Source organism: Anaeromicrobium sp., from assembly GCF_025210435.1.
GTDB lineage: Bacteria > Bacillota > Clostridia > Peptostreptococcales > Thermotaleaceae > Anaeromicrobium.
Window position 1 is genome coordinate 25,205 of record NZ_JAOART010000135.1, and the last position, 19,643, is coordinate 44,847.

General features: G+C 31.8%; 9 protein-coding genes. 3 read left to right on the forward strand and 6 right to left on the reverse strand.

Annotated features, from left to right (window positions below; all coding sequences use genetic code 11):
• Positions 1 to 61: 61 nt before the first annotated feature.
• From N4A57_RS16270 to nuoE, 3 genes are read right to left on the reverse strand one after another with little or no spacing between them, the layout of a single operon-like run.
• Positions 62 to 3,559, reverse strand: a complete 3,498-nt coding sequence (locus N4A57_RS16270) for an FAD-dependent oxidoreductase (RefSeq protein WP_293659107.1) — start codon at positions 3,557 to 3,559, stop codon at positions 62 to 64.
• 13 nt (positions 3,560 to 3,572) lie between these two features.
• Positions 3,573 to 5,321, reverse strand: coding sequence for an NADH-quinone oxidoreductase subunit NuoF (locus N4A57_RS16275; protein ID WP_293659108.1), 1,749 nt, complete (start codon positions 5,319 to 5,321; stop codon positions 3,573 to 3,575).
• Positions 5,322 to 5,324: 3 nt separating this feature from the next.
• On the reverse strand, positions 5,325 to 5,819 hold the full coding sequence (gene nuoE / locus N4A57_RS16280) for an NADH-quinone oxidoreductase subunit NuoE (RefSeq protein ID WP_293659109.1): 495 nt from the start codon (positions 5,817 to 5,819) through the stop codon (positions 5,325 to 5,327).
• A gap of 145 nt (positions 5,820 to 5,964) precedes the next feature.
• On the opposite strand from nuoE, the gene N4A57_RS16285 reads away from it, so the two are divergent.
• Positions 5,965 to 6,216, forward strand: coding sequence for a hypothetical protein (locus tag N4A57_RS16285; protein ID WP_293659110.1), 252 nt, complete (start codon positions 5,965 to 5,967; stop codon positions 6,214 to 6,216).
• A 39-nt stretch (positions 6,217 to 6,255) separates the two neighbouring features.
• On the opposite strand, the gene gpmI is transcribed toward N4A57_RS16285, so the two are convergent.
• A complete protein-coding gene (gene gpmI, locus N4A57_RS16290; RefSeq protein WP_293659112.1) occupies positions 6,256 to 7,815 on the reverse strand; it encodes a 2,3-bisphosphoglycerate-independent phosphoglycerate mutase in 1,560 nt (519 codons plus the stop codon).
• Between the two features lie 309 nt (positions 7,816 to 8,124).
• Positions 8,125 to 10,236: an ATP-dependent helicase gene (locus N4A57_RS16295; RefSeq protein WP_293659113.1), complete on the reverse strand. Its 2,112-nt coding sequence runs from the start codon at positions 10,234 to 10,236 to the stop codon at positions 8,125 to 8,127.
• Between the two features lie 388 nt (positions 10,237 to 10,624).
• On the opposite strand from N4A57_RS16295, the gene addB reads away from it, so the two are divergent.
• Positions 10,625 to 13,990, forward strand: a complete 3,366-nt coding sequence (addB, locus tag N4A57_RS16300) for a helicase-exonuclease AddAB subunit AddB (RefSeq protein WP_293659114.1) — start codon at positions 10,625 to 10,627, stop codon at positions 13,988 to 13,990.
• Between the two features lie 84 nt (positions 13,991 to 14,074).
• On the opposite strand, the gene N4A57_RS16305 is transcribed toward addB, so the two are convergent.
• Entirely contained in the window at positions 14,075 to 15,526 is a 1,452-nt protein-coding gene (locus N4A57_RS16305) for an alanine/glycine:cation symporter family protein (protein ID WP_293659115.1), read from the reverse strand.
• 567 nt (positions 15,527 to 16,093) lie between these two features.
• Here N4A57_RS16305 and addA point away from each other — a divergent pair.
• Positions 16,094 to 19,639 carry a helicase-exonuclease AddAB subunit AddA gene (addA, locus tag N4A57_RS16310; RefSeq protein ID WP_293659116.1) on the forward strand — a complete coding sequence of 1,182 codons (3,546 nt, stop codon included), beginning with the start codon at positions 16,094 to 16,096 and terminating at the stop codon, positions 19,637 to 19,639.
• The last annotated feature ends 4 nt before the right edge of the window (positions 19,640 to 19,643 follow it).

Consider the following 19,643-nt stretch of genomic DNA (forward strand, 5'->3'; position numbering starts at 1 on the left):
AATACTTATGTAAGTATTACAAGCTTTTTTACTTTTATATTATGTCAGTTGTTGTCCCAAATTAAATTAAATTTTCATTTCTAAGATACTCTGAAAACAACTCTGTTGTATTATTAGTATTATCAAGTTTAACAAATAAAGAATCATTAGAAACTATTTGTAGTTGGGCATTTTTACTTTCTAAATTAAATTCCCTTGAGAAGGACTTGTGTTTTGATAATATTTCTTCTGTTATTTGATCTATATTAATATAACTTATTTTATACTCTAATAAATTACATAAGCTAATTATAGTTTCAATATTTTTACCTAAAGATTTATGATTATTAATCTTTTGTGTTGTGCCTTCTGAGTTAGTATAAGTTCCTCTAGATTCTAATAGGCTAGCAGAAGGTAATACCACATGGGCACTATCTGTAGTATCGTTAGTGTATTGATCTAGTACTACTAAGAAGTCTAGATTGTCTTTACTTACAGAAGTTGGAATGTTTTCACCAAATGTGATTAAGGATTTAATACTTCCATCATTAATTTTTTCAACTGCATTTTCAAAACCACTAATATTTAGGTTTGATAAACCTTGACTATTACAATTTGGCTTAAGTTGGATTAAACCAGAGCGTGCACAACCTATGTGATTAGTTACAACGGCCATATTAGCTAATAATTTAGCAGCAGAAGTACTAATATTGTTTTGACCAAATACAATCATGGCCTTCTTAGAATTAAAGTAAACATTAGCCATTTCTTTAGCTTCATTACTTGGAGTTATACCTTCTAAGCTTTCTTTTAACTCATTAAAATTATCTGCATCCTTAGGCACAGCACCTAGGTCAACTAAAGCTTTTAAAACTTCATTTAAGAATAAAGTATTATTCTCTGGGTAGAAACTCCTATGAGCCCATTCATCAGCTGTAGTAGCTTCAGGATTTATAATTAATAGTTTAGTATTATTTTTTACTGCTCTTTTAATCTTAGTACCTACTACAGGGAATTCTTTCATAATATCAGCACCAACTAAAAGAATTGTATCAGTAGATAATAGTTCATCATATTTACTAGTAGAAGAGTCATAACCTATAACATCTTCTACACCCTCTGATAATCTATTGAAAGAGAAAATGTTATTAGTTTTTATTACTTCCTTAGCAAACCTAGAAATCATGTGTATTTCTTCATTAGAATATTTATCAGAAATAGATACTCCTATGGAGTCAGAACCATACAAGAACTTTAAACTTTGTATTTTCTTAGCAACAGTTAATAGTCCTTCATTCATAGTCACTTTTTCTAATGAACCATTTTTTCTAACAAGAGCAGAATCAATTTTATCCCCATGTTTGTGTAAATCAAAACCAAATCTACCTTTAACACATAATAATCCATTGTCAACCTTACTATTCTTATTAGGAACAGATCTAACTACTAAATCTCCCTTAGTGTGTAGGGTCATGTTACATCCAACACTACAGTGAGAACATACATGGTTAGATTCTTCTGTCTTAAGTGGTACAAATTTATCCATAGGAGATTTTTCTCCTAATGCTCCTGTTGGACATACGCTTATACATTGACCACAAGAGATACAATTAGTGTCTTTTAGTGGTTTATCAAGGGCAGGTTTTACTATAGTATCAAATCCTCTATCAACTAATCCTAGAGCACCAACACCCATAACTTCATCACAAACCCTTACACATAATCCACATAAGATACACTTATCAGGATTTCTATCAATAAATGGATGAGAGTTATCAACTTTTCTATTGTGAACTTCTCCAGCTAATCTCTCTGGTTTAACTTTATAATCATTAGCATAATCAATAAGCTTACACTCAAAATAATCATGACAACCACATTCTAAACATCTACTAGCCTCTTCTATAGCTTGCTCTTCCGTATAACCTGAAACTATTTCGTTAAAGTTAGTATTTCTTTCTTCAGGAAGTAAATGTCTCATATGAGGTCTGTGTTTCTTTTCTTTATCAGCGAAATCTTCCTCAGTAAGATCATTTCTTTCCACATAGTAAGGCTTTTCATAAGCCACTTCCATGCCATGTAGATAGCTATTTATTATATGAGAAGCTTTCTTACCTTCACCAATTGCTTCAATGGCAATGCTAGCACCTTTATTTGTAGCATCTCCAATGGCGAAAACTCCTTCTAAATTAGTTCTAAAAGTATTTTCATCTGCTATTATAGTATTCCACTTAGTAAGTTCTACATTATCTAATCCTTCAGGAGTTACCCCTTGGCCTATTGCTACTATTACAGTATCAATGTCTAATGTTTCTTCTTCACCCTCAATAGGGATAGGACGTCTTCTACCACTAGCATCAGGTTCACCTTGCTTCATTTTTTGAAGACGAATCTTAGATACCTTTCCATCTTCACCTATTACTTCAATTGGGTTTACAAGGCTCTTAAAGATTACACCTTCTTCTTTACCTTCAACTATCTCTATTTCTTCAGCTGGCATTTCAGCTTCTGTCCTACGATATATGTTGTAAACTTCCTTAGCCCCAAGTCTAATAGCAGTTCTACAAGCGTCCATAGCAGTGTTTCCTCCACCTACTACGGCAACTTTTTCTCCAACTTTCATATGTTCGTTAGTTACAACTTTTCTTAGGAAGTCAATACCCCCCATTACTCCATCTAAATTTTCACCTTCACACCTCATAGAGCTACTATTCCAAGCACCAATTGCTAAAACAACAGCATGGGATGAGTTTTGTAAAGATTCAAAGGATAAATCCTTTCCTAATCTAGTATTAGGTACTAATTTTGCGCCCATTGATTCTATTATTTGGATTTCCTTATCTAAAACTGCCTTAGGAAGTCTATACTCAGGAATTCCGTATCTCAGCATTCCACCTAACTTAGGCATAGCTTCATATATAGTTACATCATGACCTTCTTTGGTTAAATAGTAAGCAGCAGTTAAACCACCAGGGCCTCCACCTACTATAGACACTTTCTTTCCAGTAGATTCTTTAATCTTTGGCATATGTTTTTCTACGCCATTTAAATCAATATCAGCTACGAAGCTCTTTAACCAAGCAATAGATACGGATTCATCAGTTAATTTACGTCTACAGGCATCTTCACATGGGTGAGGGCAAACTCTACCAATACTAGCTGGAAGAGGTAGTTCTTCCTTTATTAATTTTAATGCTTCATCATATTGTTTGTTAGCTATAAGACCCACATAACCTTGACAATCCGTATTAGTAGGACATGCTAACACACAGGGAGGTCTACAATCTCCAGTGTGGTCTGATAATAATAATTCTAAAGCAGTTTTTCTTGATTCTTTTATACGAGTAGACTTTGTAGTTACTACCATGTTAGCAGATGCCTTAGTTGCACAAGAACGTAGGAGTTTAGGAATTCCCTCAACTTCAACTACACAAAGGCCGCAAGAACCATATATTTCAACCCTAGAGTCATAACAAAGGGTTGGGATATATACATCGTTTTCTTTAGCTATATCTAAAATAGTTTGGCCTTCGTGGCCTATTACTTCTTTACCATCTATATTAAGACGTATTTGTGCCATAATAAATGCCTCCTTAGTCAATTACTATTGCATCAAATTTACAAGCGGCCATACATTTGCCACATTTGATACAAGTATCCTCATTAATAGTATGTTTTGTTTTAACACTACCAGAAATTGCATCAACAGGACAATTTCTGCTACAAAGGGTACATCCGATACACTTGTCTGTAATTGTGTAAGTAAGAAGTTCAGTACATTGTTTAGCCGTACACTTCTTATTTAAAATATGATCTTCATATTCATTTCTAAAATATTTAATAGTAGTTAAAACTGGGTTTGGTGCAGTTTGACCTAGACCACATAGGGAACCTTCTTTTATCTTTATGGATAAATCTTCTAATAATTCTATATCTCCTTCTTTACCTTCACCATTACATATGCGAGTAAGGATTTCTAACATTCTTTTAGTACCTATTCTACAATGGATACACTTACCACAAGATTCTTCACGAGTAAATTGTAAGAAGAATCTAGCCATATCAACCATACATGTGGTTTCATCCATTACTACCATTCCACCAGAACCCATTATGGCACCAGTTTTATTTATTGACTCATAATCAACGGAAGTTTCGATAAGTTCCTTAGGAATACATCCACCTGAAGGTCCACCCATTTGAACTGCTTTAAATTCCTTATTATCTTTAATTCCGCCTCCAATGTTGTATATAACTTCTTTTAAACTTATTCCCATTGGAACTTCCACAAGTCCACCGTTTTTAATCTTACCAGTTAAAGCGAAAACTTTAGTTCCATTAGACTTCTCCGTCCCCATACTAGAGAAGGCTTCTCCGCCGTTTAATAGTATCCAAGGGACATTTGCGAAGGTTTCAACATTATTAATATTAGTAGGTTGTTGCCAATATCCCTTTTGAGCAGGGAATGGAGGTTTAAGTCGAGGCATACCACGTTCGCCTTCAAGGGATGCTATTAATGCAGTTTCTTCACCGCATACAAAAGCACCAGCACCTGCTTTGATCCTTAAGTCAAAGTTAAGTCCCTTGATTCCAAAGATATCCTTTCCTAAGAAACCCTTTTGTCGAGCTTGCTCGATTGCTAATTGTAATCTTTCTATAGCTAATGGATATTCAGCACGTACATATACAATACCTTCTTCAGCTCCCATAGCATAAGCACCAATCATCATTCCTTCAATTAGGTTATGAGGATCTCCTTCTAAAACAGATCTATCCATAAATGCTCCTGGATCTCCTTCATCTGCATTACATACTATATACTTTGGAGTAGCTTTACTGTTTTTAGCTGCATTCCATTTAAACCATGTGGGGAATCCTGCTCCTCCACGGCCGCGAAGGCCAGAAACTTTGATTACTTCAATAACTTCATCAGGAGTCATTTCCTTTAAGCATTTTTGAATAGCCTTATAACCATGGATTTCTGTATATTCATCTATATTTTCAGGGTTTATGATACCGCAATTTCTAAGGGCAATTCTACTTTGAGAATTTAAAATGTTAGAAGAAATATCATCCATTAAATACTCATTTATAGGATTACCATTTTTTATGTGTTTTTCGATTATTTCCTTAGCCATTTCTTCGGTTACCTTAACATAAGTGAATTTTTTATCATTCTCAACTAAATCAATAATCGGTTCAAGATAACACATACCAATACATCCTGTTGTAGATATGGTAGCTGCTATGTTAGAGTTATCTATTTCTTCTTTAAACAATGAGTATACTTTGTTAGCACCAGCTGCAATACCGCAACTTCCTTGTCCGATAATAACTTTCACCTTTTATACCCCCTTGTTACTTTCTTCTTGAGCCTTGATATCTTTAATAATATCCCTTGCTGATTTAGGTGTAAGATTTCCGTAGGTTTCTCCATTAATCATCATAACAGGAGATAAACTACAACAACCTAAACAGGCAACGTTATTTAGTGTAAATAGGTCATCTTCAGTGGTTTGACCTTCGTTTACACCAAGTTCTTCACATAATGCATTTTCAACGGCCTTAGACCCGTTAACGTGACATGCAGTACCTTGACATAACATTATTAAATACTTTCCTACAGGTTTTAATCTAAACTGGGTATAAAAAGTTGCAACTCCATATACCTTAGCAGGTTTTACCGATAATTCTTCTGCAATATACATTAATACCTTTTCTGGTAGATAACCATAAATATCTTGTGCCTTTTGAAGTACAGTTATCAAACTTCCTTTAGAATCTTTATACTTGTCTATAACTGGATCTAATTCTTTAAAATCCATACAACAACATTCCATAATACACACTCCCTTTGGTAGAAATACTAGAAAATTCAGTCGATTAGAGAAGTTAAAAATAAAATAAATTTAAAAATTCTTTTATATTTTTCTTTATCTACGTGAAATTAATAAAACCATTATAACATACTTTGTGAGACAAACAATGAAAAAATTTCAAAAAATACAATTTAAAATAATGGAAATTGCATGGGAAAATTTAAAATTTAGGGAGATAAGTGGACAAACCAGTGGAATGCACAAAAAAATACATGTATACAAAAATGAAACACAGAATATTCTGAAAAAGGAAATAAAACATGCTATAATTCATCAAAAAGGAAGGGCAATGGTGTCTGAAAATTCAGAAAAGATTCCACATATACAATCTAATTGGAAAAAATTCGAAATACTCTGATTAATAAACATAAAAAAGAGCTGCAAAGCAGCTCCAACTTTATGCATTTTCTAGGGCTAAATCTTTCATATCCACTAGTAATGATTCTCCAGACATTTCTATGGGTTTATCTAAATTCATAAGAGATAGTAAAGTAGGTGCTAAATCAGCTAATTTACCGTCCTTTAACTCAAAGTTACAATTTTCCTTAACTAATACTAATGGAACTGGGTTAGTAGAATGGGCAGTAACCACATTGTCATTTGAATCTAACATTTCATCTGAATTACCGTGGTCTGCTGTTATTAGTATTTGTCCACTGGTCTTTAAAGTAGCATCTACCACTTTACCTACACATATATCTACTGCTTCAATGGCCTTTACTGCAGCAGGAATATCTCCCGTATGTCCTACCATATCTGGATTAGCAAAGTTAACTATTATTAAATCATAATCTTCCTTTTCTATTTGTTCAACTAATTTTTCAGTTACTTCATTAGCGCTCATTTCAGGTTGCATATCATAAGTGGCAACCTTTGGAGATGGAATTAATATTCTATCTTCACCCTTATAAGGTTCTTCTACACCACCATTAAAGAAGAATGTAACGTGGGCATATTTTTCTGTTTCTGCTATTCTAAGTTGTTTAAGCCCTGAGTTTGATACATACTCACCTAATGTATTTAATAATGTTTGAGGCTTAAATGCCACGTGGACATTAGGCATGGAAGCATCGTATTGAGTCATACAAACGTAGTTTACTTTGAAGAATCCTTTTTTTCTTTCAAATCCATTAAAGGTACTATCTACAAAGGTACGAGTTATTTCCCTAGCCCTATCAGGTCTAAAGTTAAACATAATAATAGAGTCATTTTCCTTAACAGTAGCAACAGGTACTTCATCTTTTAATATAACAGTTGGTTTAACAAATTCATCTAGCTGGTCCTTAGAATAAGAATTTTCAACGGCTTCTATAGGGGTAGATGCAATTTCTCCTTCTCCTAAAACTAGGGCATTGTAAGCCATTTCAACCCTTTCCCAACGGTTATCCCTATCCATTGCATAGAAACGTCCACTTATGGTAGCGATTTCACCAATACCTATTTCTTCTAATTTTTCTTCAAGTTGAGAAATGTAGCTCTTAGCACTTGAAGGCGGAACGTCACGTCCATCTAGGAATGGGTGAATATATACTTTTTCTAGACCATTTTCTTTGGCAAGTCTTAAAAGAGCATAAAGGTGAGTGTTGTGACTGTGAACTCCACCATCAGATAATAATCCCCATAAGTGCAATGCACTATTATTATCCTTAGCACTTTTAACAGCCTTTAATAGAGAAGCATTTTCAAAGATAGTTTTTTCTTCAATAGCTTTAGTTATTCTTGTAAGTTCTTGATATACAATTCTTCCGGCTCCAATATTTAAGTGACCTACTTCTGAATTTCCCATTTGTCCATCAGGTAATCCAACATGGAGTCCACTTGCTTGTATAATACTTGTAGGATAATTTTCAGTTAATTGATCTAAATTAGGTGTGTTAGCTAATTTTACAGCATTACCCTTTTCTGATTCATTGATTCCATATCCATCTAGAATCATCAATATTGTATTTTTTTTCATGAATATTTCCCCCTTACATATATTTGTTTTTATAGTTTTATCATGTGAAGGTTATGAAAAGTATATTAGAGGTTTTAGATAATATTGAAAATATAATAACCAACCCCATGGTAGATTGTTTATATTTTATCGATAGATTATATTATACAATAGATAGAGGTATAAATACAACTCGTTTAAATATAATACCTCATATAGAAAAAATACCCTTTATATGAAAACCTATTCATGAAAAAATCATGAAATTATAGGGAAGAATGTTAAAAAAATAACTAAAAATGAGGGTCAAGATTAAGAAATTCATATGCCTTAATCTATTAGATCTTGTTCCATGCACATGTCTATAGATAAAATCCTTGTTCCTATAGAGTTGAAATCTATTTTCATAAGATCACCATTTATGTGAAGGATTATTCCTATACCAAACTTAGTGTGATTTATAACTTCTCCTTCTTCATAGGGGTGATTCTTAGAAGTATCTTCATCGTGTTTTTGTATTGTTGTCTTTGGAGACCAATTTGTTCTGTTGATATAGTCTTTTAATTTGGTTCCATTAACTTCATCTATAAATATGGAAGGTTTAATATATCTACCATTTTGAAATGTGGGGCAGACTATGGACAGGTTTTCCTTTGCCCTGGTCATGGCCACATAAAATAATCTTCTTTCTTCTTCTAAATAAGAAATGTTATCCTCATCTTCCTCATCTAAATTACTCATGCTAGGAAATTGACCCTTTATTAAATCTATGATAAAAACTCGATTATACTCCAGGCCTTTAGCTGAATGAACCGTGGATAGTACTATGTTTTTATTTTCCTTAGATTTAGATGCAATTTTAGGAATTTCACTTAGTCTTTCCATAAAGGATACTATATTAGGCTCATCTATAGCTAATAATTTTAAATGACTAAATAACAATACTGCATTTTCATAACTGGATTTTAATCTAGTACAATTTGATTCTAAATAATTATGATAGGCCAAATCATTTTCAATGAATTCTAGGGACTCATAGGGAGTCATTTTACATAGGGCATTAAAGGAATCTTTTATCCTATTAAGATTTTTTATTTGATAGGATTTAAGGCCTGGGAAACCTATTAGATAATCAAAAACCGTAATGGATTTAGGGTTGTTCTTTATATAAGAAACGGATGCCTTAGAAATATATCCGTTCATTTTATAATATATCCTTTCAAAGGATTCTAAATCATAGTGATTTAAGGATAAATCTAAAAAGGCAAGTATATCCTTAGTTATCCAGTGGGTTAGGTAGTTAGATTTAAATCCGTGAATGAAAAAGTCTATACTGTTTTTATTTAATTTATCAATTAAGGGTAGGGCAGATATATTATTCCTATATAAAATGGCTGTTTTTTCTTTTGATGAATTTAAGTGTTCTATTATGAAGTTTATCTGGTCTAAACTATCATGGACTTTTATTATATTTACAGGAAGAAATTCTTCATTTTGTGTAAATATATTTTTATTATATCTGCTAGAGTTACTTTTTATAAACTCGTTACTTATATTAACTATTTCCTTAGAGGAACGATAATTTTCTTCTAAGAAATAAATCTGACTATCCTTATAAGTATTTGAAAAATCAAGGAGTTCCAAGGGGCAAGCTCCCCTAAAACCATATATACTTTGATCATCGTCAGCAACCATGAATAGATTGTTATTAGGACTTGATAATAATTTTATTATTTCGTGCTGTATTTTAGACGTATCTTGAGCTTCATCCACCTGAATGTATTTGTATTGATTCCTATACTGACTAAGTAGGTTTTCATCACTTTTTAGTATTTTATAGGCAACTGTGAGCATATCATCAAAATCTATTATACGATTTTGTTTTTTATATTCTTCATATTTTTCATATATACTAGAAAAATGCTCCACACTAAAATCATGGAAGGAAAACTGTTCTTTAGGTATCATTAAATTTTTCACTAGACTAATGGAATTAGATATTTGTTCTAGAGTATCCTCAGATGGTCCCTTATGATTTATATCATAATATATTTTTCTTATTAAATGATTCTTAGATATGGTGTCTTTAGAATCTAGTATCTTAAAGGATATATTTTTTCTATAATAGTATCTATTTATTATTTTTAAACAAAGTTGGTGTATAGTTGCAAAATAGATTTTATCACTAAATTTATCCTTAAAAATGGAATAAAATCTAGCCTTCATGTCCTTTGCAGAGGCACGGGAAAAGGTTATGGATAATATGTTTTCTGCTTTTATCTTATGTTTAAGTAAAAGATATGCAGTTCTACATATTAAAGTAGTAGTTTTACCAGCACCAGGTACGGCTAAGACTAAGGCAGGTCCATTTTTGTGTTTAACTATTTTTTTTTGTGTTTCACTTAAATTTATATCTAAATCTTTAAAGAAAGAGAAATCCAAGAAAAATACCTCCTAAAATTTTGTAACTTAGGCATAAGTCTTATAAAAGTATAACACATTGAGGGAAAAAAAATCCATGGTATGGATTTTTTATAGATTTCTGGTGTATAAACTTGCTTTATATGGGCCTATTTCAGGAAAATATATTGAAAATCTTTTCCACCCAAGTCCTTGTCACAAGCGAAAGCGTGAATCTTCGGATATAGGTTCATGTGTCATGTTGGAGTAGCATAGGATGTTGTGACGTTCCAGGGTTCCAAAGATTTTCAATATATTTTCCCTTATAGGCAAGTTGCTGTATAAAGAAAACTTAGTGTTACGAAATCTACATATAAGATGAAGACTATGACTATACTAAAAAATGTTATAATAAATTTGAGGTGATTCTATGCCAAGGGAAATAAAACTAATAAGATCAAGAGTTGGTGGGGGAAAGACAGATTTTGTATTTAGAGATATATTAGATAAGCTAAAGAAAGAAGAAAAAAAATTAATACTAATAGTTCCAGAACAATTTACCCTAGAGACGGAAAGGGATTTGATAAAAAAGCTAAAACTAAAGGGTATTATTAATATTGAAGTACTTAGTTTTACTAGACTTGCCCATAAGGTTTTAAGGGAAGCAGGAGGTATAACTAGAACTTTTATAAATGATTTGGGAAAAAATATGATTTTAAAAAAAATAGTCCTAGAGAACAATAAAAATTTGACAATTTATAAGAAAAGTTCCCATCAGGATGGGTTTATTAACAGGATAAATGAGCTTATAGGAGAGCTTAAACAAAACAATATTATGCCTAAGGATCTTGATAAGGAATTAGAACATACGGATGAAAATATTATTATTTCTCAAAAGCTTCAAGATATATCTTTAATATATGAAAACTTTGAAGATTATTTAGAGGGGAAATATATAGATACGGAAAATTTTTTAAATCTATTAATAGAAAAAATTGGAGAAGGAGATTTTCTTAAAAATTCCCATGTATGGATAGATGGATTTTCAAATTTCACTATTCAAATGAATGAAATTATAAGAAAAATAATTAATAAGGTAGATAGTCTAACTATGACCTTTACTATGGGCCATGGAAATGACAGGGACATATTTACTTTATGTGAAGATAATTATAGAAGAATAATAAGAATTATAGAGGATGAAGGATATAGTTCTTGTATAAATATAATAAATTTAGACAGTCAAAGACTTGATTATTTACAAAAATCAGAAGAAATAAGTCACTTAGAAAAAAACATATATGCATATCCCTATAAAACCTATAAGAGGGAAGTGGAAAATCTAGATATATTTCATGGAAGGAATATTTATGTTGAAATTGAATATGTGGCTAGTAAAATTATAGAACTAATAAGGGATAAAAATTATAGATTAAGGAATATTGCTGTAGTATCAAATGATATGGACAAATATTCTAGAATTATTGAAAGGGTATTTAAGGAATATGATATTCCCATATTCTTAGACCAAAAAAGAAAAATAATGAACAATCCCATAATAGAGTTCATACTGTCAGCCTTGCTTGTTATACAGAAAAATTATAGGTATGAAGATATGTTTAGATATATAAAAACTGGATTTACTAGGATCTCACCACAGGAGGGTGAATTGATAGAAAATTATGTGCTAAAATACGGCATAAGGGGAGATAGGTGGAAGTTTCCATTTAAATATGGTGAAGGGGAATATGATTTAGAATCATTAAATAAAATTAGAAAAACTCTAGTGGAGGACCTGGAATTTTTAGAAGAAAAATTTAAAGGAAAAAAGACTGTGGAAACCATAACAAGGGGAGTTTACAAGTTTTTAGAAAAAGTTGAGCTTTTTTATAAATTTCAGGGGTTTATAGACTATTTAAAGGACGAAAAACTTTATGATTATATGAATGAAAATACACAAATCTGGAACATATTAATGGAAACCTTAGACCAACTAGTAGAAATAATGGGAACTAGGAGGATGAGTTTAAAGGACTTTATAAAAATATTAGAATCGGGATTTGAGGCCACAGAAGTGGGAATAATACCTACAACTATAGATCAGGTCCTAGTAGGTAATATATCCAGGTCTAAAAGTCATGATATAAAAGCCCTGTTTGTGGTAGGTGTAAATGATGGTATTCTACCTAAGAAAAGGGAAGATGATAAGATTCTTTCTAGTGAAGAGAGGCTTTTTATGAGAAATATGGACATACCTATTTATTATGATGATAATAAAAAATCCCTAGAGGAGAGATTTACCATATATTCGTCCTTAGGAAAACCTACAGAATATCTATGGATAAGTTATCCTTTGGCTAATGAGGAAGGGAAGGCTTTAAGACCATCCATATTAATAGATAGAATTAAAAAGATATTTCCCAAATTGATAGAAAAAAGCGATATGTCCTATGAAGATTTAAATTTGAGTTTAGTAACTAGGCCAAATAGTACCTTTAAATATTTGGTGGAAAATTTACGAAATTATGTGGATGGAAATGACATTAGTGAAAACTGGTTTCATGTATACAATTGGTATAAGAATGAACCTGGATGGAAGGATTTAAGTGAACAGGTGATAAATGGATTGTTCTATAAGAATAAAGAAAATTATATATATGAAAGGGATGCAAAAAATTTATACAATGTGCCAATACATGCTAGTGTATCGAGACTTGAAAAATTTGTTAATTGCCCCTTTTCCCATTTTATACGCTATGGATTAAGGCCAGAGGAAAGAAAAATATTTGAGATAAAAAGTCCAGATGTGGGAGAATTATTCCATCAGTCTATGGAAAAATTTACAGATAAATTGAAAAATGATTCTATAGATTGGAAAGACTTAAAGGAAGAGGAAAGTGGAGAAATTGTAGAAGAGGTAATAGATCATATAATTCCTCAATATAGGAATGGAATTATGTTGAGTTCTAATAGATATAAGTATTTAGTGAAAAAATTAAAACGAATTAGCAAAAGGGCCATTTGGACTTTAACGGATCATTTAAGAGAAGGGGGCTTTAAGCCAGAGGAATATGAAGTGGCTTTTGGTATAAACAAGAAATATCCTCCAATTGAAATTGAGTTATCAGAGGGTGAAAAAATATATTTAGAGGGTAGAATAGACAGGGTTGATATTTTTAACGAAGAAGATAGTGAATATATTAAAATAATAGATTATAAATCTGGGAATAAGGAATTTAGCTTGTCTGATGTATATAATGGTATTCAACTACAACTAATAATATATTTAGAGGCTATACTTAAAAGTCAACCCCATAAAAAGCCAGCTGGAATATTCTATTTTAAAATTGATGATCCTTTAATTAAGACAGATGAAAAGGTTAAGGACCTTATTGAAAGGGAAATTAAGAAAAAATTAAAAATGAAGGGATTAGTTTTAAAGGATGTAAATATTATAAGGCAAATGGATAAAAATATAGATGGATATTCAGATATTCTTCCTGTCAGATTAAGTAAAAAGGGAGAGGTGGATGGGAGATCCTCTGCCATAGATGGGGAAACCTTCAAGAATTTAATAAAACATGTGAAAAACCTAGTTAAAGAAATAAGTTATGAAATGATGAAGGGAAATATAGAAATATTACCTTGTAAAAATGGAACTAAAAGGGCCTGTGATTATTGCCTATATTCAACCATATGCGAATTCGATACGGCTTTTCATGATAATAGTTATAAAAATATAAAAAAATTATCTAAGGATGAAGTTGTTAGAAAAATAAGAGAAGAGAATAAATAAAGGTTGTGTCATAGACACAACCTTTTACTTACTCTAATTTTTTATTCATCCTGATTTTAATAATCTTTATTTTTATTTATCTATTTATTTATCTAATCTTTTACCTTTTGCATTTCTATTTTCCCAGAAAGTTGCATTTTCAATTCCGAGTTTAACAGGATCGAAAACAGGGTCTTTTCCAGCAGCCTTTTGCTCTTCGTAATCTTTTAAAGAAGCAAATGCAGGTTTTCTTAACATGATAATACCCACTATGTTTAACCAAGCCATGATACCAACACCTAAATCTCCAAGTCCCCAAGCTAAACCAGCAGCTTTAACAGCACCATAGAAAGTAGCTACTAATATTAAAACTCTAAATCCAGTGAGCAACCAGGGCTTATCACCTTTTACATTTAGGTATGCTGCATTAGTTTCACCAATGTAGTAGTAAGCCATTAAAGTGGTGAATGCGAAGAATAACAGTGATATTGCAACAAAGGCACTACCGAATCCAGGGAACATGGATTCAACTGCTGCTTGAGTATAAGCAGGACCGATAGCTACTCCTGGCATTTTCTCTACAATGTATCCGCCAGCAGGATTTTCAACGTTATAAGTACCTGTGATTAGGATCATAAATGCAGTTGCAGAACATACGAATAATGTATCAATATATACAGAAAATGCTTGAACTAAACCTTGTTTAGCAGGATGAGAAACTTCAGCAGCAGCAGCAGCTTGCGGTCCAGTACCTTGACCAGCCTCGTTTGAGTAAATACCACGTTTTACACCCCAAGAAATTGCCATACCTATAATACCACCAAATGCAGCATCGGCACCAAAGGCACTTCTCACGATTAAAGAGAAAACTCTTGGTAATTCGCTTATGTTCATAACAACAATTACAACTGCAACTAAGATATAAGCTATAGCCATGAAAGGTACAACTATCTCAGCAACTTTACCTATACGCTTAACTCCACCAAATACGATGATAGCTAAAACAACTACTAAACCTCCACCAGTTATAGTTGGACTAATGCCAAAGGCATTATTTAAACCGGCAGCTATAGAGTTAGATTGAACACCTGGTAATAGAAGCATTGCTATTATTGTCGCAATGGCAAATGTGATTCCATACCATTTCATTCCTAAACCTTTTTCGAAGTAATAGGCAGGACCTCCACGATATTCTCCATCCTGTTCTATCTTGTAAATCTGTGCTAATGCAGACTCTACGTAAGCGGAACCCGCACCTAGGAAGGCGATTGCCCACATCCAAAATACTGCACCAGGTCCACCAAGTGCGATTGCAGTAGCAACCCCGGCAATGTTACCTGTACCAACACGTCCAGAAACAGAAACAGCTAGTGCTTGGAATGAAGATATACCTTGTTCTGAATCTCCCCCATCCATTAACAGTCTAACCATTTCTTTAATGTGTCGCACTTGTAAAAAGCGCATCGCAAAAGAAAAATATAGGCCAACGCCTAAGCATAAATAAATTAGTGCTTTACTCCAAACGAGACCATTCAGAGCATCAACTATTTGAGCCATATTATGTCTCCCCCTTCAATAAAATTTATTATACAGTAATACGGAATTACTGAATAAAACGTGGTTGACTTGCCTTTAGTATAACCCTTTCAAAAAAAATCATCCTAAAAAAATTTTTATTTTATATTTATATATATGGTATTTCGAAATGTGTTTATAAAAGATTGTTTTTAGATGTGTTGGTTATTGTTTGAATAGATAGAAAATTAAAAAATATATTTACTGGTGATTTTATTGTACCATCAAATGTGAATAATTTCTAGATGTTAAATAAAGAATTTTGGAAAAATTCTAAATGGAATGAAGTTTTCTTTGTGATGGAAAATATATAAAATTAAGTAAAGAACAGGGTTTAGCTCCTGCATGAGATTGAAATAAAAAATTTAAAATAATGAATTTTTTATGATGGAATTTCGTATTTTTAATCATTTCAAAGAGAAAAATATAGTTTTAATGGAGCTCAATATACAAAAAATAATTAATTCTAATATTGATTAGGTGAATATTAAAATATGATATAAAATATAAGAAGAGTATATACAGGCATAACTAAGGAGATGAAGAAAAGTGGTTAAGTGGACAAAAGATCAACAAGAGGCCATAGATGGGAGAGAAAGTAATTTACTCATATCAGCAGCGGCTGGTTCTGGAAAAACTGCTGTGTTAGTGGAGCGAATAATAAATCTAATAACTAAGGATAAAATAGATATAAATAAATTATTAATTGTTACTTTTACCAATGCTGCAGCGGGAGAAATGCGCGAAAGGATAGGAAATGCCATAAGTAAAGAACTGGAGAAGACGGATTTTAAGGATAAGCATTTGAGAAGACAAATTCCATTGCTTAATAAGGCTTCCATAAGTACTATACATTCCTTTTGCATAGAGGTAGTAAGGAAGTATTTTCATTTAATTAATATAGATCCTAATTTTCGAATAGGAGATATTACAGAAACTAATATTATGAAAGGAGAATCTCTAGAAGAAATCTTTGAGGAAGAATACAGAAGGGAAAATGAAGAATTTGTAGGGTTGGTAGAACGGTTTGGAGGGAATAGGGAAGATATACCATTACAAGAAATAGTACTTACCTTATATGAATTTATTCAAAGTCAACCCTATCCACAAAAGTGGTTAAAAAGGAAAGTTTTAGAATTTGACTTAGACATGAAAAGTATATATGAAAATAGTTGGTATAAGGAAATTATAAACCAAATAAATATTGGTTTATCTGGAGCACGTGAAATGTTTTTAGAGGCGAAGGATATATGTAATAAGCCCTTTGGACCCATTGCCTATGAAGAGGCGGCAAATAGTGATATAGGCCTAGTTCATGAGTTGATGGAAGCTTTCAAGATAGATTTAGATTACTTTTATAAAATATTAAGCAGTGTATCTTATAAGAGGTTAGGACGAGTTAGTAAAGATGTTGATGACAATTTAAAGGAAGAGTTTAAGGAAATTAGGCAACAGGGAAAGGATATTGTAGATGATATAAGAAAAAATATTTTAAATAAAAGTCCAAAGGAATTTGTGGAAAATTTAAAGGAACTATATCCATGCATGGCCTATCTATGTGACCTTGTATGTGATTTTGAAAAATTATATAAAGAAAAGAAGAATGAAAAGGGCATTGTGGATTTTAATGATTTAGAACATTACGCCCTTGAAATTTTATCTAATAGGGAAGTGGCTAAGGAGTATGAAAGGAGATTTGAATATATATTTGTGGATGAATACCAAGATAGTAATATAGTTCAAGAAACTATTCTTAATTTTATAAAAAGACAGGACAATATGTTTATGGTAGGGGATGTAAAGCAAAGTATATATAGATTTAGGTTAGCAGACCCATCCTTGTTCATAGGTAAGTATGAGAACTTTAGTAAGGACGAAGATAGTTTAAATAAAAGAATAGATTTAAGTAAAAACTTCAGAAGTAGAAAAGAAGTAATAGATGGAATAAATTACATATTCAAAAACATAATGAGCAAAGTTTTAGGAGAAATAGATTATGATGAGGGGGCTTATCTTTACGAGGGATTTGAAAAGAAGCCTATGGAAGATTCTGAAATAGAAGTGAATCTAATAGATAAAAAATCTAGTGAAGAAATAATAGATGAAGTGGAAGAATTAGAATATACTCAAATTGAAGCTAAGGTTGTGGCTAAAAGAATAAAAGAATTATTGGAAAAGGAAATATATGATTATAAAAAAGAAGAATATAGAAAAGTTCAATATAATGATATGGTCATACTGCTTAGAAACACAAGGAATTGGGCCGCATCTTATATGGAAGTGTTGATGGAAGAGGGCATACCCGTGTATGCAGATACTAATAGCGGTTATTTTGAAACCTTAGAGATAGACCTATTTATGAACTTTTTGAAGGTAATAGACAATAAAATGCAGGACATTCCCCTTATTAGTGTTATGAAGTCACCCATTGGTAAATTCAGTGTGGAAGAACTTATAAAGATAAGAATAGAAAATAAAAGTGGAACCTTTTTTCATGCAGTGAATTCCTATATAGGTGAAAAGAAAGATGATTTAAGTGAAAAATGCAAGGCCTTTATAAGTGAATTAGATAATTGGAAGAAGGAAGCCATATATATTCCTATAGATAAGTTTATAGATAAGCTATATATAGAGACTAACTACTATAACTATATAGGGTCCATTCCTAGGGGAATTCAAAGGCAAGCTAATTTGAGATTATTAATAGATAAGGCAAAGCAATTTGAAAGTACAACTATTAAAGGATTGTTTAATTTTATTAAGTATGTGGATAAATTGAAAAATAGTAGTGGTGATTTAGGAGAGGCCAAATCCCTAGGTGAAAATGATAATGTGGTTAGAATAATGAGTATACACAAAAGTAAAGGCCTAGAGTTTCCTGTAGTATTTGTGGGAGCAATGGGAAAGAGGTTTAATTTAAGAGATACTAATAACCCTTTATTGCTTCATAAAGATTTAGGATTAGGACCTAAGTATGTGGACCCTAAAATGAGAATAGAAATGGATACTATTGCTAAAATAGCCATGAAAAATAGAATCAAAAGGGAAAGTCTATCGGAAGAAATGAGGGTATTATATGTGGCCTTGACTAGGGCTAAAGATAAATTAATTCTAGTGGGAGGTATAAATGATTTAGAAAGAACTCTTAAAAAGTGGAAAAAATCTCAAAATGTATCAAATCTTTTGAGGGCCCATTCTTATATGGACTGGATAGGGCCCCTTCTTGTTAGACATGGGGATTTAGAAAGTTTAAGAGAAAATATGGAAGTGAATATAATAGAGGATGAATCTAAATGGAAAGTTAATTTACTAAGTAAGAAACATGTGGAAATAGAAGAAAAGAATAAGGAAGAACAAAAAAAGTTATTGTTAGAAAAAATGGAAGAATATGAGGGTAAGGAAGCTTCTATGAATGCTATTATAGGTCATAAATTAGACTGGGTATATTCTTATAAGGATGAAAGTAAAATACCATCTAAACTAACGGTAAGTGAAATAAAAAGGGTTGCAATAAAGGGTGTAGAAGATATACATATACCCACATTAGTTAAAAAACCTAAATTTATGGAAAGTAAAAGTGCTTTCACAGGAGCTCAAAGGGGTGTAATAATCCATTCTTTAATGGAATACTTAGATTTTAAAAGGGTAGATTCTATAGAGTATATAGATAGGGCAATAGTGGAAATGAAAAATAAGGAGCTGTTAACTAAAGATGAAGCTAGTGTATTAGATTCAAATAAAATATGGAATTTTTTCCAATCTAATATAGGCAAAAGGACTAAAGGGGCTAAGGTTATTTACAAGGAGGTTCCCTTTAACCTTGTAATGAATCCTAAAGATATAATTCCAAATACTACAAGTGAGGAAGACATGCTTATTCAGGGTATAATAGATTGCTATTTTGAGGAAGATGAAGGGTTGGTGTTACTTGATTATAAAAGTGATTATATAAAGGAGAGTAATCATGAGATAATAATGAAATACAAACCCCAATTAGATCTTTACGAAAAAGCCCTTGAGAAAATTTTAAATAAAAGGGTGAAAGAAAAAATAATATACTCCTTTTATTTAGATGAAGAAATTAGGATAGGATAGTGAA

Bases quoted from the DNA above. Each gene is read 5' to 3' on its own strand.
- N4A57_RS16270 (WP_293659107.1), bottom strand. From the start codon at position 3,559: ATGGCACAAATACGTCTTAATATAGATGGTAAAGAAGTAATAGGCCAC.
- nuoE (WP_293659109.1), bottom strand. From the start codon at position 5,819: ATGGAATGTTGTTGTATGGATTTTAAAGAATTAGATCCAGTTATAGAC.
- N4A57_RS16285 (WP_293659110.1), top strand. From the start codon at position 5,965: ATGAAAAAATTTCAAAAAATACAATTTAAAATAATGGAAATTGCATGG.
- gpmI (WP_293659112.1), bottom strand. From the start codon at position 7,815: ATGAAAAAAAATACAATATTGATGATTCTAGATGGATATGGAATCAAT.
- addB (WP_293659114.1), top strand. From the start codon at position 10,625: ATGCCAAGGGAAATAAAACTAATAAGATCAAGAGTTGGTGGGGGAAAG.
- N4A57_RS16305 (WP_293659115.1), bottom strand. From the start codon at position 15,526: ATGGCTCAAATAGTTGATGCTCTGAATGGTCTCGTTTGGAGTAAAGCA.